Raw genomic sequence first — 25,316 nt, forward strand, 5'->3', positions numbered from 1 at the left:
AAGGGGTTCTGTCGATTGGATTGACGGAATCTCCTCCCTTCCGTCATTGCGAACAATCCAGGGTCTTTCCGCGGAGGAGTTCTGGATTGCTTCGCTGCGCTCGCAATGACGGCGTGGGCAGAGCTACACCCGCGGCATGCTCGCGGGGCGCACTTCGCGGGCCTGCGCTGCGAGCCTGATGCCGGCATTGGCCGCGCCAAATCCCTGATAATTCCTGCGCTCCACGATCTCGAAGAAGAAGCGCTCGTCGAAAATGTGCGTGTAGACCTGGAAGAATTCGCCGTCGCCCTCGCGGTCGTAGAGGATGTGGTTGGCGCGCAGCTGCGCCATCAATTCGGGCGCGAGGTCGTACTTCGCTTCGATGTCGTCGTAGTAATTGTCCGGAATATCGAGGAAGTCCGCGCCGCGCTTGCGCATCTCGGCGACCGTCGCAAAGATGTCGCGGCACGAGAACGCGACGTGCTGCACGCCTGAGCCGAAGAACTCCGAGATGAAGCGCGCCGGCAGCGTGCGGTTGGCGGAGGAGCCGTTGAGTACGAAGCGCAGGCTCTGGCCGGCGTTGATGACGGCTTGGCTCTGCACCAGGCCCCTGGGGTCGGCGATCTCCATCTGCGGCAGCCGCGTCAGGTCGAGAATGCCGGTGTAGAACAACAGCCAGGACAGCATCTCGTCATAGGGCATCGACTGCGCGATGTGATCCACGGCCAGCAGCGCGTCTCCGTTCGCGTCGCTTGCGACCGGTTCGAAATCGGTGTCCCAGTTCTTGCCGGCCTGATCGAGGAAATAAAGCAGGCTGCCGCCGACGCCGTGAATCGCGGGGATCTCCAATTCGCCCGGACCGACCGGCTGGTAGAAAGTGCGCGTCTTCAGTGACTCGGCGCGCTGCATGGCGAGGCCCGCATTGTCGACATCGAGCGCAATGGCGCAGACGCCGGGGCCGTGCGTGACGTAGTGCGAATGCGCAAAGCCGTCGGTCTCGCAGTTGATGACGAGCTCGACCTTGCCCTGCGACCAGCGCTCGACCGCCTTGCTGCGATGCCTGCCGGTCTTGCGGAATCCGAGCTGCGCGAACAGGCGGGCCAGTTCGCCGGCCTTGGTCTCGTTGACGGCAAACTCGATGAAGCCGGTGCCGCGGCTCTTGGCCTTCGGGGCCAGGGGCTCGCCGGCAAACTTCGGCCAATCCGGTGCGAGCTGGTCCTCCAGCAGGATCAGCGAGCGCAGTCCATCGACAGCGGTCTGAGCGGCCGAGCCGGCGCGGAACTGGTCATTGAAGATCTCCAGCGACAGCGGACCGGCATAGCCGGTCGCGGCGATCGCTGCCATGAACTCGATGACCGGCAAATCGCCCTGGCCGGGGAAGGAGCGGAAGTGCCGGCTCCACGACAGGATGTCGAGCTCGAGCTTCGGCGCGTCGGCGAGCTGCACCAGAAAGATCTTGTCGCCGGGGATCGAGGCCATCGCGCGAACCGGAAAGCCCGGTGCCAGCGCGTGAAAACTGTCGAGGACGATTCCGATCGCGGAATGATCGGCGCGCCGCACGATCTCCCAGGCATCGCGGTAGTCGTTGACGTGGCGTCCCCAGGCCAGCGCCTCGTAACCGACGCGCAAACCGCGTTTGGCCGCGCGCTCGCCGAGCTCGCGAAAATCGTCCGCGGCGCGGTTGATGCCGCCGAGCGAGCTGGGGGAGACATTGGAGCAAATGAGCAGCAGGTCGGTGCCAAGCTCCTGCATCAGGTCGAATTTCCGTTCGGCGCGGGCAAAGTTGCGCGCACGCTGCGGCTCCGGCATGCCCTCGAAATCGCGGAACGGCTGGAATGTGCAGATTTCCAGATCGAGGTCCTTGCAGAGCTGCGCCACCTCGCGCGGGCTTGCACCGAACGACAGCAAATCGTTTTCGAAGATCTCGACCGCGTCGAAGCCGGCCGATGCGATGGCGCGGAGCTTCTCGTCAAGCGCGCCAGAGAGGGAGACCGTTGCGATCGAACGCTTGTTCATGCTGCCTGCTCCATGATCCGGCCGGGCGATATCGCGTGCCCCGTGCGTGCGGCCTCGCCGACAGCCTCGACGACGGCGAGCGTGCCCATCGCGTCCTCGACCGAGACCAACGGCTGCTCGCGGCCCGCGATCACGGCGAGGAAATGCCGGAGCTGCTCGACAAGCGGATCGGCTCCCGCGCGTTCGACGGGGTTGCGCGACAGCGGCGCGTGCCAGCCCGCGCGCTGTGGATAGGACCAAAGTTCCATGGTCGGCACCGACAGCGACCCCTCGGTGCCGGCGAAGACGTAACAGGGTTGGTCCTGCCTGGGGTAGACCGTGTTCTCGCCCGCGGTCAGCTCCCAGCTCCACGGCGCGGGCGTCGCATCGGAGACGGTGACCGTTCCCAGCGCGCTATTGGCAAAGCGCAATAGCAGCGCGGCTGTGTCTTCGACCGCAAAGCCCCGCACCTTGTTTGACGTCAGCGCCTGCACCTCGACGATCTCGCCGGAGATGAAACGGAGATTGTCGATGTCGTGGATCAGATTGATCAGCAGCGGCCCGCCGCCTTGCTCGCGCCGCCAGGCAACTTCGAAATAGTCGTCGGGCTTCTTCAGGAGCCAGAGTCCGACCACCGCGGTGAGCTGGCCGATCCTGCCGGCCGCCACCGTGTCGCGGGCGGCCTTGATGATCGGATTATGCCGCCGGTGATGGCCGACCAGCATCGGCACGCCGGTGCGCCTCACCGCGGCGCACAGGCGCTGCGCAGCGGCAACCGTCTCGGTCACCGGCTTCTCGATCAGTGCCGGCACGCCGGCTTCTGCGCAGTCGAGCGCCATGGGCAGGTGCAGCGTGTTGGGCGATGCGATGACGAGCCCGTCGGGTTTTTCCTGCGCCAGCAGCGCGCGATGGTCCGCGTAGCAGGGCACGCCGTGCGCCAGCGCATGATCCCTCGCGGCGGGTGATGGATCGGCGATGCCGGCCAGCACGCAATCCGGCGACGCCGCGATCAATTCCACATGGCGGCGGCCGATCAGGCCGGCGCCGACAACGCCGATGCGCATTTGCGCGCTCATGCCGCACTCTCCTCCATCGCGCCGCCGAGGAAGAGCTGGCCGATTCGCGGATCGTTCAGGATACGCTTTGCGCCGTCGACCATGCGGGTCTGGCCGAGCTCGAGCACGATGCCGATGTCGGAAATCTCCAGCGCCGAGCGCGCGTTCTGCTCGATCATCAGGATGGTGACGCCGCGATCGCGCAAGCCTTTGAGGATGTCGAAAGTCTGCTGCACCATCAGCGGCGACAGGCCGATCGAGGGCTCGTCGACCAGCATGAGCTTCGGTTCGAGCAGCAGCGAGCGGGCTATCTCGAGCTGCTTCTGCTCGCCGCCGGACAGCGTGGAAGCCTGCTGCGTCGATTTCCGCCGCAGCGCCGGGAACAGGTCGAGTGCCGCCTCGATCCGCCTCGGCAGATCGATACCCTTGCCAGCCGAAACGCCGCCGAGCTCGATATTGTGACGCACCGACAGCTCCGGAAAGATGTTACGGCCCTGCGGCACGTAGCAGATGCCGGCATTGAGCAGCGTGCGCTGGCTCAAATTCGTGACGTCGCGGCCCGCGAAGCTGATCTTGCCCTCGCGCAGCTTCAACAGGCCGAAGATCGCCTTGAACACGGTCGACTTGCCGGCGCCATTCGGGCCGATGATGGTGGTGATCGTGGCCGCCGGCACAGAAAATGTGGTGCCGTTCAAAATCGTCATCTTGCCGTAGCCGCCGACGAGATTGTGAACCGAGAGGATCGGGTCGCTCATGGCTCGTTTCCTAATGTCCGAGATAGGCTTCGATCACGGCTGGGTTCTTGCGCACTTCATCCGGCCGTCCCATCGCCAGCACCTTGCCTTCCGCCATCACCATCACGCGCGAGCACAGCGACATCACGAACTCCATGTTGTGCTCGATCACGACGAAGGTGGCGTTCTTCTCGCGGTTGATCGCGACCAGCCGGTCCTTCAGGTCCGACAGCATCGACGGGTTGACGCCGCCGGCGGGTTCGTCGAGCAGCACCAGGCGCGGTCCGCCCATGAACGCCATGGCGGCATCGAGCAGCTTCTGCTGACCGTAGGACAGGCCGCCGGCCGGCTCGGCGGCGAGATGATCGAGCTTGAAGAAGCCGATCATCCGGTTGGCGGCCTCGGTCAGCCCCGCATCGGAGCGGCCGACCAGACGCGAGGCCATGTTGCCCTGGTGCTCCTGTCCCGCGAGGATCAGGTTCTCGCGCACCGAGAGTTTTGGGAAGACCTGCAACAGCTGGAAGGTGCGGCTGACCCCGAGCTTGTTGAGTTCGGCGGGCCGCAGGCCGGTGACGACCTTGCCGTCGAGCTTGACCTCGCCGCCCGATGGCGTGAGCTGGCCGAGGATGCAGTTGAACAGCGTAGACTTGCCGCAACCGTTCGGTCCGATCAGGCCGAGAATCTCGCCCTCGCGCACGTCGAAGCTGACGCCGTCGACGGCGCTGATGCCGCCAAAGTTCTTCTTGATGCCAGTGACTTCGAGCACCGCACTCATTGCGCCGTCTCCAGCCGGGATTTTGCGACCGCGCGCAACGCGGAGGCCGCCTTGGTGCGACGCTCGGCCAGGTAGCGGTCGAGGATGCCCAGAATGCCGCTCGGTGACCAGATCAGCAGCAGCATCACCGCGACCGCGTAGAGCATCAGATAATAACCCTCGGTGAAGCGCAGCCATTCCGGCAGCAGCACCGCAATCATCGCGCCCAGGAACGGGCCGAAATAGAAGCCGGCGCCGCCGACGATCACCATCATCAAGAGGTCGAGCGAGAGCGACAGGTTGAACGGCACCGGATCGATATATTGCGTCAGCGGCGCATAGAGAGCCCCCGCGACGCCGCCGAGCGCAGAGCCGATCGCGAACGCCATCAGCGTGTAGCGGCGGGTGTCGACGCCGAGCGATTGCGCGCGCAGCGGGTTTTCCCGCAGCGCCATGAAGGCCCGGCCCCAGGGCGACCGGATCAGCCACCACACCGCCAACGACACGATCGCGAGCACGCCGAGGCAGACGTAGTAGAACGGCAGCGGCTTGTTGGTCGCGAGCCCGAAAATGTGCGGCCGCGGAATGTTGGCGATGCCGTAGATGCCGCCGGTGAGCCAGCTCTCGTTGCGGAACACTAGGAAGGCGAGGGTGGAGAAGGCCAGCGTGACGAAGGCGAGATAATGATGCTGCACGCGTAGCGCGGGATAACCCAGCACCCAGCCGACCGCAAAGCTCAGCACAATGGCGACCACGATCGCCGCCGGCAGCGGCCAGCCATGCGTGGTCATGATCGCCGCCGCATAGGCGCCGATACCGACGAAGGCGCCCTGCGCCAGCGAGACCTGGCCGGCATAGCCGAGCGTGAGGTTGAGCCCCATCGCGGCGATGCTCATCACGGCCCATTGGCTCAGGATGAACAGGCCGTAGCGGTTGAAGTTCATGGGGACGATGATCAGCGCGGCGATGACGGCAAGGCTGAGCGCGATCTTCAACGGTTTGGCGAAGCCGCTCATACCGTGCGCTCCTCGGCGCGGCCGAGCAACCCTTGCGGCCGGAACAGGATGACAAGGATCAGGAAGATCAGCGGCACCGCCGCGCGATATTGCGTCGAGACATAGGACGCTGCGAGGTTATCGAGCACGCCGATCAGCAGGCCGCCGGCAATCGCGCCGCGCACCTGGTTGAAGCCGCCGACGATGGCCGCGATGAAAGCGGCCTGGCCGAGCACTTCGCCGGACGAGAACTTCGCAAGGTAGATCGGCGTGATCAGCAGCGAGGCCAGCGCGACCAGGAACGCGTTGATCAGGAACGTCAGCAGGATCATGCGCTCGACCGGCACGCCGATGATGCGGGCCACCGTCGGGTTCTGCGCGGCCGCCTGCATCTGGTGGCCGAGCGAGGTGCGGTTGAGAAGCGCGGTCAGGCCGAAGACAGCAAGGATGGCGAGGACGAGAACGCCGATGCTTTGCAGCGAGACGGCGTAGCCGAGGATGGAGACGTCGCCGGTCGGCACGATCGACGGGAACGGCGAGGCTTCGGCGCTGAAGAATTGTTTGACGGCCTCCTTGAGACCGATCGCCAGCGCCATGGTGGCGATCGCCAGCGGCAGCACGCCGTGGCGCATCATTGGGTCGACCAGCAGCATCTTGAAGGCGAGGCCGAGCAGAAGCATCGACAAGAGCATGCCGAGGATGATCGCGAGCCAGAACGGTGCGCCGGCATGCATCGCCGCCAGCATCAGGAACGCCGGCAGCATCACGAACTCGCCTTGGGCGAAATTGATGGTCTGTGAGGTCTGCCACAGCAGCGTGAAGCCGACCGCGACCAGCGCATAGATCGCGCCAGTGGCAAGTCCCGCGACCAGAAGATCGAACAGGTTGGACATGGGTTCTCTTTGACCGTTAGAGCCCGAGTGAACTCGACGCGAATTCAGGTCTATCGCTCCCTCTCCCCGCGAAGAGCGGGGAGAGGGAGCGAAGGAAGCGTCTCACTTCACCTTGGGCAGCACCTGCTTCACGACCTGCTTGCCTTCGACCACCTCGACCAGAAAGCTCTGGCGGTCGATGTCGCCGGTCTCGCTGAAGGTGACGTCCATCAGGATGCCCGGCTCCTCGGTGGCCTTGATGGTCAGGCCGTGCAGCGTGTCGGCGAACGCCTTGGAATCGACCTTGCCCATCTTCTCGGTGGTGGCCTTCACCATGTAGACGGCGAGGTAGCCCTTCAGGCCGTTATGGTCAGGCACGTAATTGTACTTCTTGGAGAACTTCTCGCGGAACGCCTTGATCAGGTCGACCGGCGCATCGGTGGTGAGACCGACATGGCCGCGCGCGCCGTTGGCGGCATCGCCGGCGAGCTCGATCACCTTCTGGCCGATCAGCGTGGTCTCGCCCATCAGCGGCGCGGTAACGCCCTGGCGCTTCAGCTCCTTCAGGATGCGCGCGCTCTCTTCTTCGTTGAGATAGACGAACACGGCATCGGGATTGGCGCCCTTGATCTTGCCGACGTCGGCGGCGAAATCGGCCTGGCCCGCTTCGGTCGAGAGATCGGCGACCACCTTGGAGCCGAGCCGGTCGAGCTCCTTGACGACGACGTCGCGACCGCCGCGGCCGAAATCATTGTTGACCCAGACCACCGCGACCGTCTTTGCCTTCATCTCGTCGTGGATGTATTTGGCGACCTTCGGCATTGAGGACTGCTGGCCGAACGAGGTGCGGAACAGGAACTTGTTGCCGGCTTGCGTCAATTCGGCGGCCTCGCCGCCCATGATCTGCGCGATGCCGGCCTCGGCCGCGAGCGGCGCGGTGACCTTCACCGAACCGGAATAACCGGGCCCGAGCAGCACATAGGGCTCGGCATCGAGCGCCTTCTGCACCTGCGCGCGCGCCACGCCGGGGTTCGATTGCGAATCGGCATGGGTGACCTCGAGCTTGCGGCCGAGCACGCCGCCCTTGGCGTTGATCTCCTCGATGGCGAGGTCTATGCCGTTCTTCCAGTTGGTGCCGACGGTGGCGCCGCCGCCCGAAAGCTCGGCGACGTTGGCGAGCTTGATCGCCTGGGCGTGGACGCTGGTTGCAGTCGCGAGGGCAAGCAGCGCGCCTGCCAGAATAGTCGATTTCATGGTCTCTCCTCCCATTTGCGTTGATGTTGTCCGCGGCCTTGTGTCCGGCCGCTTCGGTTACGCTGCGTGATAGGTCGAACTTCGTGCCGCCATCACTCCGTCGAAAGCCTCTCCCATGATCTCGGTCGATGGAGCAAGGCCCGTGAACAGTTCGAAGGCGTCGGCCGCCTGGTAGATCGCAAGCTCGCGCCCGGTCATGATCCGCGCGCCGCGCCCCTGTGCCGCGGCGAGCAGCGGTGTGATCAGCGGTGAATAGACGGCGTCGGCGACCCACAGTCTGTCGTGCAGCAACGTGGCCGGGACTGGCATGCCGCGGTTCGGCAGCATGCCGACCGGCGTGCCGTTGACGAGGCCGGTGGCGCCGTCGAGCGCGTCCTCGACGCTCCCCGCCACCCGCGCGCCGCCCTGCTTCGCGAGCAGCGAAGCGAGTTTCTCGGCGCGCGCCGGCTCGCTGTCGAAGATGCGGATGTCGGTCACGTCCAGGCTCGCCAGTGCGAACGCGATCGCCTTGCCGACGCCGCCGGCGCCGATCACGGCCACCGCGTTGCCGGATGGCGCCAGCAGCGGCGCCACGGCGCGCGCAAAACCGGTGGTGTCGGTGTTGTGGCCGGTCAGCCGGCCGTCCCTGACGACCACGGTGTTGACCGCGCCCATCGCGGCGGCGCCCGGCGCCAGCGCGTCGAGCAGCGGCACCACCGCTTCCTTGTAGGGGTAGGTGACGTTGACGCCGGCAAAGCCCAGCCGCCGCACGCCCTCGAGCATCAGGCGGAGCCCGGCCGCGTCGGCGCCGGCGACCTCGATGAGCTGGTAATGGCCGCGCAGGCCCAGCGCCTCGGCGGCGCGCTCGTGCATGGCGGGGGACGCGGAATGCGCGATCGGTGCCCCGATCAGGCCGGTCAGGAGCTTCTTGGGTGCGGCAGGTCCGCGCTTTGACATAATCGACTATCGCCTGATGGTGAGCGGTGATTTCCGGTCATTAGCCGCGAAATGCACGCAATTCCAAGTGCGACGATAGCCTTTCCTTCGCCTAACACAATTACCCATTTATCGGGCAAACCTAACATAATGTTATTTCTTCCGCCCACGTGCCGGGGCGGCCTTGCCGTTGCCGCGGGACGGCTCGACCGCGCGCATCTCGGCGCGCAGGGACTCGATGAAATACTCGACATGCAGCGACAGCGGCGCGCCGCGCTTCACCGCGATATAGGTGTCGAACCGCGTCGGCTCGGTGATCTTCAACAGCTCGATCCCGGGGTAGCCGCCATGGGCCACCGTGAACTGGTCGATGATGGCGATGCCGAGCCCCGCCTTCACCAGCGCGCAGACCGTGGTGCCGAAGCGCGCGCGGATGGTGATGTTGTAGTCGAGCCGGTTGCGCGCAAAGATCTCGGCCATGATCCGTCCGTAGGGATCATTCGGATCGATGCCGATCAGTGGATAGCGCGTGATCTCGGCGGCGGAGACCTGCTTGCGGCCGGCGAGCGCGTGGCCGGGCGGCACGATGCAATAGAGCTCGCCGGAGGCGAGCGGCATGAAGTCGAGCCCGGAATGCTCCAGCCGGTAGCTCATCGCGACGCACTCGCCGCGGCCGAGCATGAGATAGTCGATGGCTTCCTCGATCTTGAGGATGTTGATGTCGATGCCGAGATCGGGATAGCGGCGGCGGACGCGCTCGATCGCGCGCGGCACCATCACCTGCGAGATGCTCGGCACCGAGCCGATGCGCAGCTCCGACAATCCGCCGCGACCGATCTTGGAGATGAGCTCGGAGAGATCGTCGACCTTCTTGTAGACCCCGTTGATCTGCTCGAAGATGTTCTCGGCTTCCGGCGTCGGGAAATAACGCCCGTTCTGGCGCTGGAAGAAGCGGATGCCGAGCGAGCGCTCGGTGTATTTGACGAGGCGGCTGATCCCCGGCGCCGATACGTTGAGCAGCTTCGCCGCGCCGCCAATGGTGCCCGTCACCATCACGGCCCGGATTACTTCCACCTGGCGCAGCGTCATCATGTCGTGGGCATCCGAAACGATCGTAATGCCGATCATCTCACGAGAGATGCGATGTCATCCAGCGACAAGTATGCGTTTCGACCAAGATCGGCGCGCTCGAAGGGGAGGGCAGCTTTGCGAGAGTCGTTGCATCGGCGTCGTTTGCTGCAACGCGTACTAGCTCGCCGGTCCTTCCGGCGAAACGCTATCGACCGGCTTGGTGCGCTCGCTCCGCAGCACCTCGCGCGCGAACTCGATGATCTTCTGCTTGTTTGCCGTTTCACGGACGGCGAAAAACACGCGGTTGAGTTCCAGGCCGAGCACGCTGTTGAGGGCCATGTCCTCATCTTGCATCGTGGTGTTCCCGCTTCAGACGTCCTAGGTGTATCGTGACGTCACTTCTTCCACAAGTAGATTAAATCTTCGGGGTCAATGGGATACCGGAAAACTACGGAAGCGGTGAATTGAGGCAGTCGCCAAAGACGTGCTATACCGGACATCGAGGGGCAGGAAACGCACTGATGTCCGCCGTGGATTATGGCCGGGAAGCGCTCGACTTCATCGAGGGCCTCGGGACCTATCGCAAGGTGCCCGACGCCATGCATGCGCTCGAAACGGCCTTTGGCCGCTTCGGCTTCGAAACCATCATCGTGACGGGGCTGCCCAATCCCGACCAGCGATTTGCGCAGATGGTGCTCGCCAAGCGTTGGCCGGCGGGCTGGTTCAGTCTCTACACGCAAAACAACTATGATCGCTTCGATCCGGTGGTGCGGCTGTGCCGCCAGTCGGTCAACCCCTTCGAATGGTCGGAAGCGCCATACGATGCCGAACTCGAGCCGACCGCGGCCGAGGTGATGAACCGCGCCGGCGATTTTGGCATGTCGCGCGGCTTCATCGTGCCGATCCACGGGCTCACCGGCTATGAGGCTGCAGTGTCGCTCGGCGGCGTCCATCTCGACCTCAATCCCCGCAGCAAGCCGGCGCTGCACCTGATGGCGATGTACGGCTTCGATCACATTCGCCGTCTGCTCGATCCGACGCCGCGTCAGTCGACGCGCCTCACCCCGCGCGAGCGCGAGGTGATTGCCTGGGCCTCGCAAGGCAAGTCGGCCTGGGAAATCGGCGAGATCCTCAACATCACGCAGCGCACGGCCGAAGAACATCTTGCAACTGCTGCGCGCAAGCTCGGCGCGGTCAACCGTACGCATGCGGTGGCACTGGCGATTCGCCACAAGATCATCGCCCCCTAAGCGACATACTGGGAAATTTCCCAATATCGAACCTGCATCTTTTGGCAGATTCTGCCCCCCATTCGGCTGAATGGGGGTTTTCATGATTCACGCAATTTCTGCAGTCAATCGCCACCTTTACGAAGACGTACTCGAACAGCACTTCCGGTTGCGCCACGACATCTTCGTCGAGGAGCGACGCTGGGAGACCCTGCGTCGGCCTGATCGCCGCGAGATCGATTCCTACGACGACGAGGATACCGTCTATCTGCTGGCGCTGGAGGGCCGGCGCGTCGTCGGCGGTCACCGGCTCTATCCCACCACCAAGCCCTCGATGATGAGCGAGGTCTTCCCGCATCTGGCGTCGGTTCGCGGCTGCCCTTCGGATCCCCTGATCTGGGAATGGTCGCGCTATTTCGTCGTCCGTGATCGCCGCGACGGCGCGCTCAATCTGCAACTGATGGCGGCGGTGCAGGAGTTCTGCCTCGGCCAGGGTATCGCGCAGGTCAGCGCGATCATGGAAACCTGGTGGCTGCCGCGCTTTCACGAGGCCGGCTTCGTCGTGACTCCGCTCGGGCTGCCGGCCCTGGTCGAGGATGCCTGGACGATGGCCGCGATCATCGACGTTCGCGAGCAGACGGTCCATGCCCTGCATGATCGCATCGGCATGGCTTCGATCGTGCAACAGGACGGCCCACGTCTGGACGCCGTCGCCCGTGCCAACCTCTGCGGCCTTGCTGCCGCGCAACGAAAGAGCGCCTGAGATGTCGAATATGATGCGGGACAGCCAGATCATGGCGCAGATCAAGGACGAGAATCTCGGCTACATGTCCGACATGGCGCTCGAGCTGGCGCAGATGGCTGAAGACACCGGATTGGCGACGCTCGCCTATCTATTCCGGATGGCGGCGCTGGAGGCCTCGACGGCCAACAGCATGCTTGCCGAGCCGGATGATCTTCCCCGGCAGATGACGTCGCACTAAAGCGTTTTCGAGCGAAGTGGAGACCGGTTCGCGTCAAGAAAACGCGTCAAAATAAAAATCCAGAGCTCCATTCCGATTCCATTGGAATGGAGCTCTAGACGCATCCTTTATCTCTGACGACGTTCGGACCCTCCCCACGGCCAGCCGCGGGGAGGGTAATCGTTTGGGTGCGGCAGGTTGACCCATCCCGCACGGCAGCCTTCTTGCAGGGTCAATTGGACCGCATGCATTGGCATGCAACAAAGTGCATGTTTGGTGTCGAATCGCTCTTGCCTCGGAACGATACTGCCATTACCCATTTTTCCGCCTTGTAGAGGCAGGGGGAGCTCTTTCACTGATGGCGACCGTGCTCGAACATCGGCGCGAACCTGCGTGCGCCTGAAAGAGTCTTGATGCTGCTCGTCGTCGAACAGTTCTTGAACGGATTGCAATTCGGCCTGCTGCTGTTCCTGCTCGCCGCCGGCCTGACGCTGGTGTTCGGGATCATGGATCTCGTCAACCTCGCGCACGGCTCGCTCTACATGATGGGCGCCTATTTCGCCGCGACCTTCGCGGCCTGGACCGGCAGCTTTCTGCTCGGTGCGCTGCTGGCGCTCGGTGCGACGCTGGTGCTCGGCATCGTGCTCGAGATGGGCGCGTTGCGGCATCTCTACGGCCGCGACCATCTCGACCACGTGCTCGCGACCTTCGGCCTGATCCTGTTCTTCAATGAGGCCGTGCGGTTGATCTGGGGCCCGGCCGGCCTCGCGCTGCCGCTGCCGGCCTGGCTCACCGTGCCGGTGCCGATCCTGCCCGGCATCCACTATCCCGCCTATCGTCTCGCCATCATCGTGGTGGCGCTGCTGGTCGCGCTGTTGCTCTATCTCGGCGTGATGCGCACCCGCATCGGCATGCTGATCCGGGCCGGCGCCTCCAACCGCGAGATGATCGGCGCGCTCGGCATCAACATCAAGCTGCTCTACACGCTGGTGTTCGGCCTCGGCGCGGCGCTCGCAGGGTTAGCCGGGCTGATGCAGGCGCCGATCCTCACCGTGCAGATCGGCATGGGCGAGAACATCCTGATCCTCGCCTTCGTCATCATCGTGATCGGCGGCATCGGCTCGATCCGCGGCGCGTTCCTCGCCGCGATCTTCGTCGGCATGATCGACACGCTCGGCCGTGCCTTCCTGCCGAACCTGCTGCGGCAGGTGCTGAGCGGCGCCGCCGCCTCCACCGCCGCGCCCGCGCTGTCGTCCATGCTGATCTACCTGTTGATGGCGATCGTGCTGGTGGTGCGGCCGGAGGGGCTGTTTCCGGCCAACCGTCGATGAAGGCTTTGACTGTGAGCAAGGCCGTCACGGCCCTGATGCTGGCGGGCCTCGTGCTGCTGCCGCTGTATTCGCAGCTGAGCGGCAACGTCTTCATCCTGACGCTGCTCACCCGTATCGTCATCCTGGCGCTGGCCGCCGCGAGCCTCAACCTCATCATGGGCTTCGGCGGCATGATGAGCTTTGGCCACGCCGCCTATCTCGGCATCGGCGGCTACGCCGTCGGTATGCTCGCCCAGGAAGGCGTCGGAAGCGGCTTCATCCAGTTTCCGGTCGCGCTGGCGGCGTCGGCGCTCTATGCACTGGTGATCGGCGCGCTCTCCTTGCGCACGCGCGGCGTCTATTTCATCATGATCACGCTCGCCTTCGCGCAGATGGCCTATTACGTCGCCTCGGGGCTGGCGCGTTACGGCGGCGATGACGGCCTCACCGTCTACAAGCGCAGCGATTTCTCCGGGCTGATCAACCTGTCGAACCGCACGCAGTTCTATTATCTCTGCCTCGCATGTCTGTTCGGCGTCCTCTTCCTGATCTGGCGCATCGTCAATTCGCGCTTTGGTCTCGTGGTGCAGGGCCTGCGCTCCAACGAGCAGCGCATGCAGGCGATCGGCTTCCCCGCCAAGCGCTACCAGCTGGTCTGCTTCGTCATCTCGGGCATGATGTGCGGCCTTGCCGGCGCACTGCTCGCCAACAATACCGATTTCGTCAGCCCGGCAATGATGTACTGGACGCGCTCCGGCGACCTGATGGTGATGGTGATCCTGGGCGGCATGGGCTCGCTGTTCGGCCCGGTCATGGGCGCGGTGGTGTTTTTGCTGCTGGAAGAGTTCTTGTCGCAGATCACCGAATATTGGGCGCTGATCATGGGGCCGCTGTTGCTGCTGGTCGTGCTGTTCGGGCGCGGCGGCATCATGGGCATGCTCGGGAGGCTCAACCGTGGCTGAACCCTTGCTCCGCGTCGAAAAGCTGGTGCGCCGCTTCGGCGGCATCATTGCGACCGACAACGTCTCGCTCGACGTCGCTAGCGGCGAGCTGCACGCCATCATCGGCCCGAACGGCGCCGGCAAGACCACGCTGATCAGCCAGCTCACGGGGCATCTCGAGCCGCACTCCGGCAGCGTCTCGCTGGGCGGGCGCGACATCACCTATTTGCCGGCCTATCGCCGCTGCGCGCTGGGCCTCGCACGTTCGTTCCAGATCACCTCGCTGCTGCTCGACTTCACCGCCGCCGACAACGTCGCGCTGGCGGCGCAGGCGCATGCCGGCACCTCGTTCCGCTTCTTCGCCAATGCGCGCAAGGAGAAGGGCCTGCGCGATGCCGCCCACGCCGCGCTCGACCGCGTCGGCCTGTTGCACCGCGCCGATGTCCTGGTGTCCAGGCTCAGCCATGGCGAGCGACGCCAGATCGAGCTTGCGGTGGCGCTTGCCAGCAAGCCGAAGCTGCTGCTGCTCGATGAGCCGATGGCCGGCCTCGGCGTCACCGAATCCCAGCGCATGGTGCAACTGCTTCAGGAGCTGCGCAAGGAGGTCTCGATCGTGCTGGTCGAGCACGACATGCCCGCGGTGTTCGCGCTCGCCGACCGCATCACGGTGCTGGTCTATGGCCGCGTCATTGCCTCGGGCGATCCGGCCGCGATCCGCGCCAACGAGGACGTCAGGCGCGCCTATCTCGGCGACCAGCATGTGGTGACGCACCATGGCTGAAAATGCGAAGGCTGACACGCTGCTTGACGTCGACGGCATCGAGACCTGCTACGGCCTGTCCCAGGTGCTGTTCGGCCTGTCGCTGTCGATCAAGCCGGGCGAGATGGTCTCGCTGATGGGCCGCAACGGCATGGGCAAGACCACGACCATCCGCTCCATCATGGGCCTCACGCCAGCGCGGGCAGGCAGCATCCGCTTCGCGGGTACGGAGACGCGGACCCAGCCATCGTACCGGATTGCACAGCTCGGCGTCGGCCTCGTCCCCGAGGGACGGCAGATCTTCCCGAACCTTACCGTGCGCGAAAATCTGGTTGCGGCCGCCGCCGATCGCTTCGATGCCGCCAATCCCTGGACGCTGGCCGCCATCTACGTGATGTTTCCGCGCCTTGCCGAGCGCGCGTCCAACATGGGCAACCAGCTCTCCGGCGGTGAGCAGCAGATGCTCGCGATCGGCCGGGCGCTGATGACCAATCCAAAACTGCTGATCCTGGATGAAGCGACCGAAGGCCTCGCGCCGCTGATCCGCGAAGAGATCTGGAATTGCCTGTCGCTGCTCAAGAGCCGCGGACAGTCGATCCTGGTCGTCGACAAGAACGTCGACCACCTCGCCCGCATCTGCGACCGCCACTATATCATCGAGCGCGGCAAGACGGTGTGGAGCGGCACGTCGGACGAGCTGATGGCGGAGCCGGATCTCCAGCACAAATATCTGGGAATCTGACGCAGCGCAGCCCGCCGCATCGTCGGCGCTGGGCGCGTCGCGCGCAGAATCGTTTCCGCATATCCAGTTTCGAAGCTCTCCAAACTGCGCGCAGAGACCTTGAGTGCGCCGCCGCCAGCCGTCAATGTCGCGGCGTAAGCGGATGGGAATGCGGGACCTTTACAATCAGATTGTCGGACGGCCTGGAGACGACATCGGTTCCGCACTGCCTGGCGCTTCGACAGCAGCGCAATGGCTGGATTTCCCGGGCTGCGTGTTCGTCAGGGGTGAGTTTCGAGCCGACCCCGACGGGCCCGCGGCCGCCGCGCCGGGCCTGTTCATCTCCGTTGCGTTCGACGACGCCGCGAGCCGCGGCATTCCGACGCGTGCGCCCGGCGCTGAAAGACAGATGACGGCAATCGCCGTGCGCGAAGCCGTCGCGGCAAGACGTTCGGTTCGGTGTGAGGAGCGTCCCGCGATAGGCCTGGCGCTCCCCCAGGCTTCCATCGACGGACTTGGACTCGGGGACGCGTTTCGGGCGCTGTTCAAGAACGATCAGGCCGGTGCGGCCGTCGTCTCCCTGACGGCATCTGCGCGCATACAGGCCGTCGCGGCGGAAATGTTTTCGCCGCCGGTCGCCGGCACCGCGGCGCAATTGTTGCTGTCGGCGCATGCCGCCGAGATCGTTGTCCACGCCTTGTTCGGCGAGCGCGGCCGGATCGAGGCCGATCCGGCGGCCGATCTCCAGCGGATGCGGTTGCAATCGGTCAAGGCTCGGATCGACGCCGATCTCGCCTACCCCTGGAGCATCGACGAACTGGCGCGGAACGCGGGGCTGGGCCGCCGGTCCTTCATCCAGAAATTCCGGATGGCGTATGGCGAAAGCGCGATCGACTATTTGAGGGCCCGGCGGCTCGATGCCGCGCGTGCCCTTCTGATTCATCAACGGTTGTCGGTCACCGAGGCAGCCTTTCGGGTCGGCTATGCCCATCCGGCCAATTTCGCCACGGCCTTCCGCCGGCGTTTTGGCCATTCGCCGAGCGACTGTCAGTCAATTTGAAAGCCTCCACGTGCGCTCAAAGGTGATTTGCGCGCGCGCAAAGGCGGCGTGCGCCTCGATCTGGTTACTCCCGGGTTGTTTTAAAGCTGGAACTCGGGGACGACGATGAAGCGCAGCGACGGGCGGACGCCCGGATGGGAACGGATGGTGAGGACTGGTCTGCGAGCGGCCGGCCTCGGAATGGTCCTGCACGCAACGCCGTCGGCCGCACAGACCTCCGGGACCAATTCGACCCCGGCGGCGACTTTGCCTCCCGTCACGGTGGAAGCACCGAATCAGGCACGCCCGCGTGCCCAATCCGCTCCGCGAGCTTCGCAGTCGCCGCGTGGCCGCGTCGCGGCACAACGTAATTCCGGAGCCGCGCCAGCTAGAAACGCGGCCGACACCGGCGCCGGTCGCGCCAATGCGTCGAGCGAGACCAGCTACGTTGCAAGCAGCAGCGCGGCCGGCACGAAGACCAACACGCCTCTGCTCGAGACGCCGCAGTCGATCTCGGTCGTGACGCGCAAGGAGCTCAACGATCGCGCCGTGCAGACGCTGACCGAGGCGGTCGGCTATCAACCGGGCGTCCGCATCGATGCTTCCGGCTATGATCCGCGCTTCGATGCCATTTCGATTCGCGGCTTCGACATCACCTACAACGGCATCTATCTCGACGGGCTGCGCCTCGTCGGCGCCGGTCTCAGCGTGTTCAAGACCGAGCCCTATGGGGTCGACAGCATCACCGTGGTCCGCGGGCCGAGCTCGGCACTCTATGGCCTCGGCTCTCCTGGCGGACTGATCGACCTCCAGAGCAAGCTGCCGACCAGCCAGCCGTTTCACGAGGTGCAAACGCTGTTCGGCGACCGCGAGCGCATTCAGGGAAATTTCGACCTGTCAGGCCCGGTCGATGCCAACGGCCAATTTTCGTATCGGCTGACTGGCGTGGCGCGCGACGCCGACGTGTTCGTGCCCGGCGGCAAGGATAACAGGACCTACATCGCTCCCGCCGTCACCTGGAAGCCGGATCAATCGACGACCCTGACCATTCTTGGTGCCTACCAGAAATCGAAGACGCCCGGATCAATGTTCACCTATTCCTCGGGAATCGGGACCACCACGGACATCTTCACGGGCAGCCCGTCCTACAATTCGCTCGATCAGGAGCAGGGCCGTGTCGGCTATCTATTCGAGCACGCGTTCAACAACGACGTGACCGTCCGCCAGAAATTCCGTTACGTCGATGTCGATGCGGTCACCCGCTATGTCGGTTTTCTCGGCGCGCCGGTGGGTAATGTCGTCTCGCGCTATACCGGCTACGTCCACGACACGCTGCAATCGGCCATCATGGACAACCAGGTCGAGGCCAGGCTCTCGACCGGGCCTGTGCAGCATACGCTCCTGGTCGGCAACGACTACACCGCGTCGAAGTTCAACGACAAGCAGGGCTTTGGCTTCGGTGTCTCCGATCTCAATCTGGCCGCGCCGGTCTACGCACCGGAATCCATTCCCGATCCGGCGATCTCGTCATCGACGGCCCAGCGGCAGACCCAGTCCGGCGTGTATATTCAGGACCAGGCCAGGCTCGACCACTGGATCCTGACATTGAGCGGCCGCAGCGACTGGGTCCGCACCACCGGCGAGGATCTGTTCGCGCTGACCCGGCAGGCGCAATCCGACCAGGCCTATAGCGGGCGGGCCGGGCTGACCTATGTATTCGATTCCGGCGTTGCGCCCTATGTCGCCTATTCGACGTCGTTCTTTCCCAATCTCGGCGTCGATCCGTCGGGTGCCTTCTTCAAGCCGACCACGGGCAAGCAGACCGAAGTCGGCGTGAAGTATCAGCCGCAGGGCACGAGGAGCTTCATCACCGCGGCAGTGTTCGACCTGACCCAGGATGGCGGCCTGGTTACGACGGGAACGGGCGTGACGGTCCAGCGCGGCGAGATTCAAAGTCGCGGCTTCGAATTGCAGGGGCTCGCGAGCCTCGGCGGCGGTTTCGATATCACCTCGTCCTACACCTATCTCGACATGGTGACCAAACAGGCGGCGGACAGTTCGACGATCGGCAAGTTTCCCTCCGGCAATCCGCCGCATACCGCGACGCTGTGGGGCAACTACGCCCTGCCGCTGGCCGGCCCGTTCGCGGGACTGAGCGTCGGCAGCGGCGTGCGCCATATGTCCTGGAGCTATGGTGACGACGCCAACACGTTCAAGAACAGCTCGGTGACCTTGGTCGACGCGGCGCTGAAATATGATTTTGGCCAGGCGACGAAGGAGTTGAAGGGCCTTCAGTTCCAGGTCAATGCCAAGAACCTGTTCAATCTGCACTACACCACCTGCCAGGTCGGCTATTGCTACCGCGGTGCGCCGCTGACGGTGATCGCGACGCTCGGCTATCGCTGGTGATCGTTTCCGCCGGATGTAGGCGGCTGGACGATCACCAATAGATCCCGTGGCGATGCAGTTCGCGGATTACCCGGGTTTCGACGGACGGCTGCCTGCGTTTCGCCTTCGGCGTCTCGGAGGTGCTCGCCGTCGGCGCGCTGCTCGATTGCACCGGAGCCGTCGCGGTTGGCGTCGTTGCGGCGGGCGGAGTTGACGTCGGCGTTGTCGTCGCGGTCCGGACACTCGCCGGTGGCGCTTGCGTGGCCTGCGGCGGCATGGCTGCCGGCGCAGCCGGCTGCTCGGTTGCCGGTTGGTTCGCATTGGACGCCGCAAGGCTCAGGCTTCGCGAGCCACCGGCACAGGCCTGACTTGAGAGCAGCGACATTGCGGCGATCAGGATCAGCTTGCGCATGGAAATCCCCGTTATCTGGTCAAACCAGCTGACCTAAATGGCGTCCGCCGGCTGCTAACGGCCCGGGCGGTGGATGCCGATCTCGATCAAGGTGGTCCGGCAGGACAGGCGATAGATCAGGCTAAACAATTGACCCCACATGACCGAACTCCATTGTTGATCACATGCAGGGAGGGTACCGGGGGAGTGTTTCCGGCCGATTTTGAGGGATGGGGAAAATGGCTTCGTCGGCGAGCGCGGTGATGTCGTCGGAACAGGCCGGACGAAGTCGCCTCACGCGGGCGTGAAACGCATCTCCATCAAAACACCTCGAAGTATTCGCGGTGCTCCCAGTCGGTCACCTCGGACAGGAAGCGGTCGATCTCGGCGTTCTTGATGTGGGTGTAATAGTCCACGAACTCCGCCCCGAGCTTCTCGCGGAAGAACGGATCGTCCTTCAGCGCGCCGACCGCATCGCGCAGCGATTTCGGCAGCAGCGGCGCCTGGGTCTCGTAGGGCGTGTCGGCGGAAGGGCCGGGATCGAGCTTGCGGTCGACGCCGTCGAGGCCGGAGAGGATCTGCGAGGCCACGTAGAGATAGGGATTGGCGGCGGGCTCGCCGATGCGGTTCTCCAGGCGCGTGGCGGCGTCACCCGCGCCGCCGAGCACGCGGATCATCACGCCGCGATTGTCGCGGCCCCAGATCGCGCGGTCGGGCGCCAGCGAATAGGAGCGATAGCGCTTGTAGCCGTTGATGGTCGGCGTGGTGAACACGGTGGAGGCGCGGGCGTGGTCGAGCAGGCCGGCGAGCCAGGCGCGGCCGAACGCGCTGAGCGGCTCGCTACCGTCTTTCGCCATGAACTGGTTCTCGCCGCTCGCGCGCGAGACGACCGACTGATGCAGATGCCAGCCGCTCGCGAACAGGTTCGGCAGTTTCGGCCGGCACATGAAGGTGGCGTGATAGCCGTGGCGGCGCGCGATCTGCTTCACGGCGCTCCGAAACAGCACCATGTTGTCGGCCGGCTCCAGCCCCTTCTTCGGCGCGAAGGTGAACTCGCACTGGCTCGGTCCGAACTCGACCTCGACCGAGCGCAGAGGCAGCCCGAGCGCGACGATGTCGCGGCGCAGGATCTCCAGCACCGGCTCCATCTGATCGAAGCGCTGCTCGGTGAGGTACTGATAGCCGTGGCTGAGCAAGCTGACCGACGGCGGCGTGCCGGGCTGACCGGCATCTTCGGGCCGCATATGCGCATCGTCGAGCTTGAAGATATGGAATTCGACCTCGAGGCCCGCAACGAAATTGTGGCCACGCCTGCCGAGTTCGTCGAGCACCTTGCGGAAAAGCCCGCGCGTCGCGAACGGCACCGGGCGGCCGTCGTTGAAATAGAGGTCGCACAGCACCCAGCCCGTCGCCGGCGCCCACGGCAGCACGCGAAACGTGGTGGGATCGGCGAGCATCAGCACGTCGGCCGCGCCCTCCATCTCCTTCATGCCGAAGCCGCCGCCTGACGTGAACACCGGGAACACCGTGCGGTGCGAGGTGTCCTTGGCGAGCATGGTCGTGGTGATGGAGCAGCCGCTCTCCAGCGAGGCGATCGCCTCCGAGGCGATGATGGTCTTGCCGCGCAAGATGCCGTGCTGGTCGGGGAAGGCGAGGCGGATGACCTCGAGGCTCTTCTCCTCGACAAGGCGGCGCATGCGCGTCGCCGCGTCCCTCTGCTCATCCGACCACAGCGCATGACGCGCGACGAAAGTCACTCGACTACTCCCCTGATAGCTGTCGTTCCGGGATGGTCCGAAGGACCAGACCCGGAACCTCGAGATTCCGGGTTCGATGCTATCGCATCGCCCCGAATGACGATGCCCGAAAACTCACTCCGCCGCCGTCAGCCGATGCACATTGTCGGCGATCTCCTTCGGCACCGGCGGCGTCCACGGTGCGCCCCGGCGACGCTTGACGTCGACTTCCATCCAGTAGGTTTCCCAGCCCCGCGTCGGCCCGATGCCGTCCATGGTCGCCGGTCCCTGGATGCTGCGTGCGTTGGCCTCGTCCAGGAACAGCATCGGCTTCTCGCCGCCCGAAACCTTCTCGATCTCCTGCCGCAGCAGGCGGCGATATTGCACGATCGCCTTGTCGCTCGATCCGAGATGCTCCTTGGTGCGGTCCTGGATCGCGCCCATCGATTCCACCGCCCACTGATCGTGGACGTTGATGTCGTTGCCCATGCCGGTGTAGGTCGCGGTCTGCTGCTCGTGCGGATCGAAGCCGTAATCGTTGCTGCGGTTTTTCCGCGATTTATAGTCGGGCAGTTCGTACAGCTCGAGCCGCTGGTCGCGCATCTTCTTCTTGTCGACCGGGTTCGAATAGCTGGTGAAGATCGCGTACCAGTAGCAGTTCTCGTCATCGACCGGCACGTGCCACTGCGTGATCGTCATCTCCGTGCTCATGGGGATGACGAAGCCGTGCGGGAAGAGCTGGTTGGTCACGCGCACATGGGTGCGCTCCTCGTCGATCTCGCGCAGCGCGATCAGCCGCAGGCCATATTCGGTGTGCTCGACATTGATGATCGGGCGGTCGTATTCGCGCAGGATTTTCGTCATCGGCAGATCAGACCCCGCAGAAGCGCCGCGGAACTGTTTGCCGTAGGCAGTGGAGGTGTCCTCGTCCTCGAAGAAACGATGCAGGTACGACGCGTGCGCGGGATCGATGCCGACTTCGAGGGCCTGCAGCCAGTTGCAGGCCATGTGGCCCTTGAACGCAAAGGTGTGAGTATCAGGCGCGACGAAGCAGTCGAGCTCCGGAAATGCCGGCGGCTCACCTTCGCCGAGATAAGCCCAGAGGATGCCGCTCTTCTTCATCACGGGATAGGAGCGCTGGCGGATGTTCTGGCACAGCTTTGAATCCTTCGGCTCGGCCGGCGTCTCGATGCACTGGCCGGTGGCGTCGAACAGCCAGCCATGGAAGGCGCAGCGCAGGCCGCCATGCTCTAACCGCCCGAAGGCAAGATCAGCGCCGCGATGCGCGCAGTGGCGGTCGATCAGGCCGTATCGTCCGGTCTCGTCGCGGAACAGCACCAGGTTCTCGCCGAGCAATTTGACGGGGCGGATCGGCCGCTCGCCGTCGAGCTCATCGACCAGCGCCGCCGGCTGCCAATAGCTTCGCATCAGCTTGCCGCACGGATCCTTCAGTCCGGTGCGGGTGATCAGGTCGTTCTGCTCCTGGCTCATCATGGCGAGTGCATCCTTGTGGGCGTTTTTGTTCGCCTATTGAACGAATGGGCGAATTATGGCATGCGTTGGGCACGCAGCAAGCACTATTTTGCAGGATTGCCCCTGGCACCATGCCCAAGCTGAAGCGGAACGAGAACGACGAGCGCGCGACCGATTTTGTCGAGAGCCTCGATCGCGGCCTGCGCCTGCTGCAGTGCTTTGGCGCGACCGCCGGCCCGATGACGCTGAGCGATCTCGCCCGCGCCGCCGATCTGCCGCGTGCCACCGCGCGGCGCATGCTGTTCACCCTTCAGCGTGGCGGCTTCGTCAGCGGCGACGGCAAGCTGTTCTCGCTGACGCCGCATGTGCTGACGCTGGCAGCGTCCTATCTGCGGTCCAATCAGCTGGTCACGGTCGTGCAACCGGTGCTCGATCGTGTCGCGACCGCAGCAAACGAAATCTCCTCGCTCGCGGTGCTCGACGGTGACGATGTCGTGTTCGTCGCCCGCAGCAGTCCGGCCCGCATGTTTTCCGGCGGACTCGAGATCGGCTACCGCCTCCCGGCCTTCTGCACTTCGGTCGGGCGCGCCATGCTCGGCCAGCTCGACGATGCCGATCTTGCCGCGCGGCTGAAGGCGATGAAGCGCGAAGCGCTGACGCCGCAGACGGTGACCGATCCCAAGGCGCTGCTCGCGCGCATCGCGGCTGACCGCACGCAAAACTACTCGCTGGTCGATCGCGAGGCCGAGCCGCATTTCCGCTCGATCTCGGTTCCGGTCCGCCGCTATGACGGCGCGATCGTCGCCGCCATCAACATGGGCGCCCATGTCGATCGCGTGCCGGAGCAGGAATTGATCGACCGCTTCTTGCCGCTGCTGCGGGAGGGCGCCGAAGCAGTGCGTTCGCAATTGCTGTAGCCCTATCCACGGAGCTATAATCTGCTCCACGCAAAACCAGGGAGCACGCCATGCAACACACCATGGTTCCCAGTGATAGGGTGGAGCACGTCGCCGTTTATGGATGCAACGGCACGAAGCTCGGCACGATCGAGCGATTGATGCTCGACAAGGTGAGCGGAACGGTCGCCTACGCCGTGATCAAGACCGGCGGGCTGCTCGGTACCCGCCACCATTATCCTCTGCAGTGGAGCGCACTGAGATATGATCCGGCCCGTCAGGCCTTCCAGGTCGAGCTGACGCCGGAGCAATTGAGCAGCGGCCCCTGCGAGATCGATGGCGATGAATTCGACTGGGGCGACCGCTCGCGGCCCTACCCGCACCCAAATTACTGGTCGGTCTAGCCGCGTGGAACTCTCGCGGGCCGCCTAGGATCGTTGCCGGTTGCGCATCCAGTCGGCGAGCCCGGACAGCGCCTTGTCGAGGTCCTGCCGCGTAGCGGCGTCGGTCACCGTCTCCTCAAGCGCGCCGCGCATGCAGAGCAGCCACGCGTCGCGCTCGGCATCGCCGATCGCAAAGCCGATGTGGCGCTGCCGCAGCCGTGGATGGCCCCTTTCGACGGAATAGAGTTTTGGACCGCCGGTCCATTCGGTGAGATAGCGCTTCAGCACGTCCCTGATCAGGCCGAGGTCGCCGGCATGCATGGCGCGAATGATCTTTGCCTCCGGCAGCGTGTCCATGCGGTCGTAGAAACGGTCGACCAGGGCGTCGATCGTGGCGCTGCCGCCGATCCGCTCGAACATGGAGATTGCGACGTCGCTGTCGGTCATTGCTAGAGCGCCACACTCCGCAGACCAAAACTGCGGGCTTCGTTCTGCAGCACCGGTCGCACCGCATCGATCAGCCGCGCGGCGGCAGCATCGACCGACAGTCCCGCCGTATCAACCACGGCCGTCGCGCGCGAATACAGCGGCTCGCGGCTCAGCAAAATGTTGCGCAGCTCGGCCATCGCGGAGCGATCGTCGGCCATCGGGCGCAGATCGCCCTGGCGTCGGACGCGGGCCATATGCTCCTCGGGCTCGGCCTTCAGCCAGATCGTGTAGAACGACGACAGGATCTGGTCGAAGGTCAGGGGCTCGGAGACGATGCCGCCGCCGGTCGCCAGCACCATCAGCTCGTTGCGCGCCAGCAGCTGCTGCAGCGCCGCCTGCTCCATGCGGCGAAAGCCTTCCTGGCCGTACAGCGCGATGATCTCGGCGACCGACAGGCCGTTCTGCTGCTCGACCTCTTTGTTGAGCTCGACAAAGCTCCAGCCGACCTTCTTCGCCAGCATCCGCCCAAGCGTCGATTTGCCTGCGCCGCGCAGCCCGATCAGCGCAATGCCGCAGAACGGCGCGCGCCGCGGCGCGGAGGCGCTGCCGCCGGCGAGCAGATCTTTTGCTTGTGCGATCTGTGCAGGCGTTGCCTTGCGCAGCAGGTCGCGAAACATCTGCCAGTCCGGGGTGGGATCAGCCGATGGGAGCAAATCCTCCAGATGCGCACCCATCGCGTCGGAGACGCGGCGTAGCAGCACGATCGACACATTGCCCTTGCCGCTTTCGAGCTGCGCGATGTAGCGCTCCGAAATCCCTGATACCTTGGCGAGCACTTTGCGCGACATGCCGCGCAGCGCGCGCATGGTGCGCACGCGTTGGCCAAGCTGTTCGAGAAATCGGGGTTCGGCGTCGGGACTGTCGGTCATGGACTACGGATCATGGGCCTTCTTGAGCGGAGGTCCTGCGGCGCGTTTTAATGAAACATAATGCCTGCTGGCATTGACAGCAAGCCGGCGCAGTGTCTTTCTATG

Annotated in this window: 26 protein-coding genes; 11 read left to right on the forward strand and 15 right to left on the reverse strand. The window is 64.6% G+C overall.

The window, feature by feature from the left end; genetic code table 11:
- Positions 1 to 123: 123 nt before the first annotated feature.
- From QSV46_RS19685 to QSV46_RS19730, 10 genes are all read right to left on the reverse strand, one after another.
- Positions 124 to 1,995: a bifunctional sugar phosphate isomerase/epimerase/4-hydroxyphenylpyruvate dioxygenase family protein gene (locus QSV46_RS19685; protein ID WP_314954956.1), complete on the reverse strand. Its 1,872-nt coding sequence runs from the start codon at positions 1,993 to 1,995 to the stop codon at positions 124 to 126.
- Positions 1,992 to 3,050, reverse strand: coding sequence for a Gfo/Idh/MocA family oxidoreductase (locus QSV46_RS19690; RefSeq protein ID WP_314954959.1), 1,059 nt, complete (start codon positions 3,048 to 3,050; stop codon positions 1,992 to 1,994). Before QSV46_RS19690 ends, QSV46_RS19685 begins: the two co-directional genes overlap by 4 nt.
- The gene (locus QSV46_RS19695; RefSeq protein ID WP_314954960.1) at positions 3,047 to 3,784 is read right to left on the reverse strand and encodes an ABC transporter ATP-binding protein; all 738 of its coding nucleotides are present in this window, start codon (positions 3,782 to 3,784) and stop codon (positions 3,047 to 3,049) included. The genes QSV46_RS19690 and QSV46_RS19695 overlap by 4 nt, the downstream gene beginning before the upstream one ends.
- 10 nt (positions 3,785 to 3,794) lie before the next feature.
- Positions 3,795 to 4,538, reverse strand: a complete 744-nt coding sequence (locus QSV46_RS19700; RefSeq protein ID WP_314954962.1) for an ABC transporter ATP-binding protein — start codon at positions 4,536 to 4,538, stop codon at positions 3,795 to 3,797.
- Positions 4,535 to 5,533 carry a branched-chain amino acid ABC transporter permease gene (locus QSV46_RS19705; RefSeq protein ID WP_314954964.1) on the reverse strand — a complete coding sequence of 333 codons (999 nt, stop codon included), beginning with the start codon at positions 5,531 to 5,533 and terminating at the stop codon, positions 4,535 to 4,537. The genes QSV46_RS19700 and QSV46_RS19705 overlap by 4 nt, the downstream gene beginning before the upstream one ends.
- Positions 5,530 to 6,405 carry a branched-chain amino acid ABC transporter permease gene (locus QSV46_RS19710; RefSeq protein WP_314954967.1) on the reverse strand — a complete coding sequence of 292 codons (876 nt, stop codon included), beginning with the start codon at positions 6,403 to 6,405 and terminating at the stop codon, positions 5,530 to 5,532. Before QSV46_RS19710 ends, QSV46_RS19705 begins: the two co-directional genes overlap by 4 nt.
- Before the next feature lie 102 nt (positions 6,406 to 6,507).
- The gene (locus tag QSV46_RS19715) at positions 6,508 to 7,638 is read right to left on the reverse strand and encodes an ABC transporter substrate-binding protein (RefSeq protein WP_314954970.1); all 1,131 of its coding nucleotides are present in this window, start codon (positions 7,636 to 7,638) and stop codon (positions 6,508 to 6,510) included.
- A 57-nt stretch (positions 7,639 to 7,695) separates the two neighbouring features.
- Entirely contained in the window at positions 7,696 to 8,574 is an 879-nt protein-coding gene (locus tag QSV46_RS19720; protein ID WP_314954973.1) for a shikimate dehydrogenase, read from the reverse strand.
- 132 nt (positions 8,575 to 8,706) lie between these two features.
- Complete coding sequence (locus QSV46_RS19725; RefSeq protein WP_314955231.1) at positions 8,707 to 9,645, reverse strand: LysR family transcriptional regulator; 939 nt, start codon at positions 9,643 to 9,645, stop codon at positions 8,707 to 8,709.
- Between the two features lie 156 nt (positions 9,646 to 9,801).
- Entirely contained in the window at positions 9,802 to 9,978 is a 177-nt protein-coding gene (locus tag QSV46_RS19730) for a hypothetical protein (RefSeq protein WP_314954976.1), read from the reverse strand.
- A gap of 167 nt (positions 9,979 to 10,145) precedes the next feature.
- On the opposite strand from QSV46_RS19730, the gene QSV46_RS19735 reads away from it, so the two are divergent.
- The 9 genes from QSV46_RS19735 (at position 10,146) to QSV46_RS19775 (ending at position 18,995) form a co-directional block, all read left to right on the forward strand.
- Positions 10,146 to 10,874 (forward strand): LuxR family transcriptional regulator, encoded by a 729-nt coding sequence (locus tag QSV46_RS19735; RefSeq protein ID WP_314954980.1) that lies wholly within the window; start codon positions 10,146 to 10,148, stop codon positions 10,872 to 10,874.
- 82 nt (positions 10,875 to 10,956) lie between these two features.
- Positions 10,957 to 11,616, forward strand: a complete 660-nt coding sequence (locus tag QSV46_RS19740) for an acyl-homoserine-lactone synthase (RefSeq protein ID WP_314954983.1) — start codon at positions 10,957 to 10,959, stop codon at positions 11,614 to 11,616.
- Between the two features lies 1 nt (position 11,617).
- Positions 11,618 to 11,836, forward strand: a complete 219-nt coding sequence (locus tag QSV46_RS19745) for a hypothetical protein (protein WP_314954986.1) — start codon at positions 11,618 to 11,620, stop codon at positions 11,834 to 11,836.
- A 392-nt stretch (positions 11,837 to 12,228) separates the two neighbouring features.
- Positions 12,229 to 13,146, forward strand: a complete 918-nt coding sequence (locus tag QSV46_RS19750; RefSeq protein WP_314954988.1) for a branched-chain amino acid ABC transporter permease — start codon at positions 12,229 to 12,231, stop codon at positions 13,144 to 13,146.
- On the forward strand, positions 13,143 to 14,087 hold the full coding sequence (locus QSV46_RS19755; protein WP_314954991.1) for a branched-chain amino acid ABC transporter permease: 945 nt from the start codon (positions 13,143 to 13,145) through the stop codon (positions 14,085 to 14,087). The genes QSV46_RS19750 and QSV46_RS19755 overlap by 4 nt, the downstream gene beginning before the upstream one ends.
- Entirely contained in the window at positions 14,080 to 14,847 is a 768-nt protein-coding gene (locus QSV46_RS19760) for an ABC transporter ATP-binding protein (protein ID WP_314954993.1), read from the forward strand. Before QSV46_RS19755 ends, QSV46_RS19760 begins: the two co-directional genes overlap by 8 nt.
- Positions 14,840 to 15,568 carry an ABC transporter ATP-binding protein gene (locus QSV46_RS19765; RefSeq protein WP_314954996.1) on the forward strand — a complete coding sequence of 243 codons (729 nt, stop codon included), beginning with the start codon at positions 14,840 to 14,842 and terminating at the stop codon, positions 15,566 to 15,568. Before QSV46_RS19760 ends, QSV46_RS19765 begins: the two co-directional genes overlap by 8 nt.
- Before the next feature lie 148 nt (positions 15,569 to 15,716).
- Entirely contained in the window at positions 15,717 to 16,607 is an 891-nt protein-coding gene (locus tag QSV46_RS19770) for an AraC family transcriptional regulator (RefSeq protein WP_314954998.1), read from the forward strand.
- Between the two features lie 144 nt (positions 16,608 to 16,751).
- A complete protein-coding gene (locus QSV46_RS19775; protein WP_314954999.1) occupies positions 16,752 to 18,995 on the forward strand; it encodes a TonB-dependent siderophore receptor in 2,244 nt (747 codons plus the stop codon).
- Between the two features lie 31 nt (positions 18,996 to 19,026).
- Here the strand turns inward: QSV46_RS19775 and QSV46_RS19780 are convergent, their stop codons facing one another.
- The 3 genes from QSV46_RS19780 to QSV46_RS19790 all read right to left on the reverse strand — a co-directional run bounded on the left by QSV46_RS19780 (position 19,027) and on the right by QSV46_RS19790 (position 22,595).
- Positions 19,027 to 19,386 carry a hypothetical protein gene (locus tag QSV46_RS19780; protein WP_314955001.1) on the reverse strand — a complete coding sequence of 120 codons (360 nt, stop codon included), beginning with the start codon at positions 19,384 to 19,386 and terminating at the stop codon, positions 19,027 to 19,029.
- A gap of 299 nt (positions 19,387 to 19,685) precedes the next feature.
- Complete coding sequence (locus QSV46_RS19785; RefSeq protein ID WP_314955004.1) at positions 19,686 to 21,122, reverse strand: glutamine synthetase family protein; 1,437 nt, start codon at positions 21,120 to 21,122, stop codon at positions 19,686 to 19,688.
- Positions 21,123 to 21,236: 114 nt separating this feature from the next.
- Positions 21,237 to 22,595: an aromatic ring-hydroxylating dioxygenase subunit alpha gene (locus QSV46_RS19790; RefSeq protein ID WP_314955007.1), complete on the reverse strand. Its 1,359-nt coding sequence runs from the start codon at positions 22,593 to 22,595 to the stop codon at positions 21,237 to 21,239.
- 110 nt (positions 22,596 to 22,705) lie between these two features.
- Here QSV46_RS19790 and QSV46_RS19795 point away from each other — a divergent pair, with 110 nt between their 5' ends.
- Positions 22,706 to 23,491: an IclR family transcriptional regulator C-terminal domain-containing protein gene (locus tag QSV46_RS19795; protein ID WP_314955010.1), complete on the forward strand. Its 786-nt coding sequence runs from the start codon at positions 22,706 to 22,708 to the stop codon at positions 23,489 to 23,491.
- Between the two features lie 50 nt (positions 23,492 to 23,541).
- Positions 23,542 to 23,874, forward strand: a complete 333-nt coding sequence (locus QSV46_RS19800; RefSeq protein WP_314955013.1) for a PRC-barrel domain-containing protein — start codon at positions 23,542 to 23,544, stop codon at positions 23,872 to 23,874.
- 24 nt (positions 23,875 to 23,898) lie between these two features.
- Here QSV46_RS19800 and QSV46_RS19805 read toward each other — a convergent pair whose 3' ends face one another.
- Complete coding sequence (locus QSV46_RS19805; protein WP_314955016.1) at positions 23,899 to 24,300, reverse strand: group II truncated hemoglobin; 402 nt, start codon at positions 24,298 to 24,300, stop codon at positions 23,899 to 23,901.
- A gap of 2 nt (positions 24,301 to 24,302) precedes the next feature.
- Positions 24,303 to 25,211, reverse strand: a complete 909-nt coding sequence (locus QSV46_RS19810; protein ID WP_314955017.1) for a helix-turn-helix transcriptional regulator — start codon at positions 25,209 to 25,211, stop codon at positions 24,303 to 24,305.
- Between the last annotated feature and the right edge of the window lie 105 nt (positions 25,212 to 25,316).

The sequence above is a fragment of the Bradyrhizobium cosmicum genome (genome assembly GCF_032290525.1).
GTDB classification, from domain to species: Bacteria; Pseudomonadota; Alphaproteobacteria; order Rhizobiales; family Xanthobacteraceae; genus Bradyrhizobium; species Bradyrhizobium cosmicum_A.

Excerpts from the sequence above, each read along its gene's own strand:
- QSV46_RS19685 (WP_314954956.1), bottom strand. The coding sequence starts at position 1,995 with ATGAACAAGCGTTCGATCGCAACGGTCTCCCTCTCTGGCGCGCTTGAC.
- QSV46_RS19690 (WP_314954959.1), bottom strand. The coding sequence starts at position 3,050 with ATGAGCGCGCAAATGCGCATCGGCGTTGTCGGCGCCGGCCTGATCGGC.
- QSV46_RS19695 (WP_314954960.1), bottom strand. The coding sequence starts at position 3,784 with ATGAGCGACCCGATCCTCTCGGTTCACAATCTCGTCGGCGGCTACGGC.
- QSV46_RS19700 (WP_314954962.1), bottom strand. The coding sequence starts at position 4,538 with ATGAGTGCGGTGCTCGAAGTCACTGGCATCAAGAAGAACTTTGGCGGC.
- QSV46_RS19705 (WP_314954964.1), bottom strand. The coding sequence starts at position 5,533 with ATGAGCGGCTTCGCCAAACCGTTGAAGATCGCGCTCAGCCTTGCCGTC.
- QSV46_RS19710 (WP_314954967.1), bottom strand. The coding sequence starts at position 6,405 with ATGTCCAACCTGTTCGATCTTCTGGTCGCGGGACTTGCCACTGGCGCG.
- QSV46_RS19715 (WP_314954970.1), bottom strand. The coding sequence starts at position 7,638 with ATGAAATCGACTATTCTGGCAGGCGCGCTGCTTGCCCTCGCGACTGCA.
- QSV46_RS19720 (WP_314954973.1), bottom strand. The coding sequence starts at position 8,574 with ATGTCAAAGCGCGGACCTGCCGCACCCAAGAAGCTCCTGACCGGCCTG.
- QSV46_RS19725 (WP_314955231.1), bottom strand. The coding sequence starts at position 9,645 with ATGATGACGCTGCGCCAGGTGGAAGTAATCCGGGCCGTGATGGTGACG.
- QSV46_RS19730 (WP_314954976.1), bottom strand. The coding sequence starts at position 9,978 with ATGCAAGATGAGGACATGGCCCTCAACAGCGTGCTCGGCCTGGAACTC.
- QSV46_RS19735 (WP_314954980.1), top strand. The coding sequence starts at position 10,146 with ATGTCCGCCGTGGATTATGGCCGGGAAGCGCTCGACTTCATCGAGGGC.
- QSV46_RS19740 (WP_314954983.1), top strand. The coding sequence starts at position 10,957 with ATGATTCACGCAATTTCTGCAGTCAATCGCCACCTTTACGAAGACGTA.
- QSV46_RS19745 (WP_314954986.1), top strand. The coding sequence starts at position 11,618 with ATGTCGAATATGATGCGGGACAGCCAGATCATGGCGCAGATCAAGGAC.
- QSV46_RS19750 (WP_314954988.1), top strand. The coding sequence starts at position 12,229 with ATGCTGCTCGTCGTCGAACAGTTCTTGAACGGATTGCAATTCGGCCTG.
- QSV46_RS19755 (WP_314954991.1), top strand. The coding sequence starts at position 13,143 with ATGAAGGCTTTGACTGTGAGCAAGGCCGTCACGGCCCTGATGCTGGCG.
- QSV46_RS19765 (WP_314954996.1), top strand. The coding sequence starts at position 14,840 with ATGGCTGAAAATGCGAAGGCTGACACGCTGCTTGACGTCGACGGCATC.
- QSV46_RS19770 (WP_314954998.1), top strand. The coding sequence starts at position 15,717 with ATGCGGGACCTTTACAATCAGATTGTCGGACGGCCTGGAGACGACATC.
- QSV46_RS19775 (WP_314954999.1), top strand. The coding sequence starts at position 16,752 with ATGGTGAGGACTGGTCTGCGAGCGGCCGGCCTCGGAATGGTCCTGCAC.
- QSV46_RS19780 (WP_314955001.1), bottom strand. The coding sequence starts at position 19,386 with ATGCGCAAGCTGATCCTGATCGCCGCAATGTCGCTGCTCTCAAGTCAG.
- QSV46_RS19790 (WP_314955007.1), bottom strand. The coding sequence starts at position 22,595 with ATGATGAGCCAGGAGCAGAACGACCTGATCACCCGCACCGGACTGAAG.
- QSV46_RS19795 (WP_314955010.1), top strand. The coding sequence starts at position 22,706 with ATGCCCAAGCTGAAGCGGAACGAGAACGACGAGCGCGCGACCGATTTT.
- QSV46_RS19800 (WP_314955013.1), top strand. The coding sequence starts at position 23,542 with ATGCAACACACCATGGTTCCCAGTGATAGGGTGGAGCACGTCGCCGTT.
- QSV46_RS19805 (WP_314955016.1), bottom strand. The coding sequence starts at position 24,300 with ATGACCGACAGCGACGTCGCAATCTCCATGTTCGAGCGGATCGGCGGC.
- QSV46_RS19810 (WP_314955017.1), bottom strand. The coding sequence starts at position 25,211 with ATGACCGACAGTCCCGACGCCGAACCCCGATTTCTCGAACAGCTTGGC.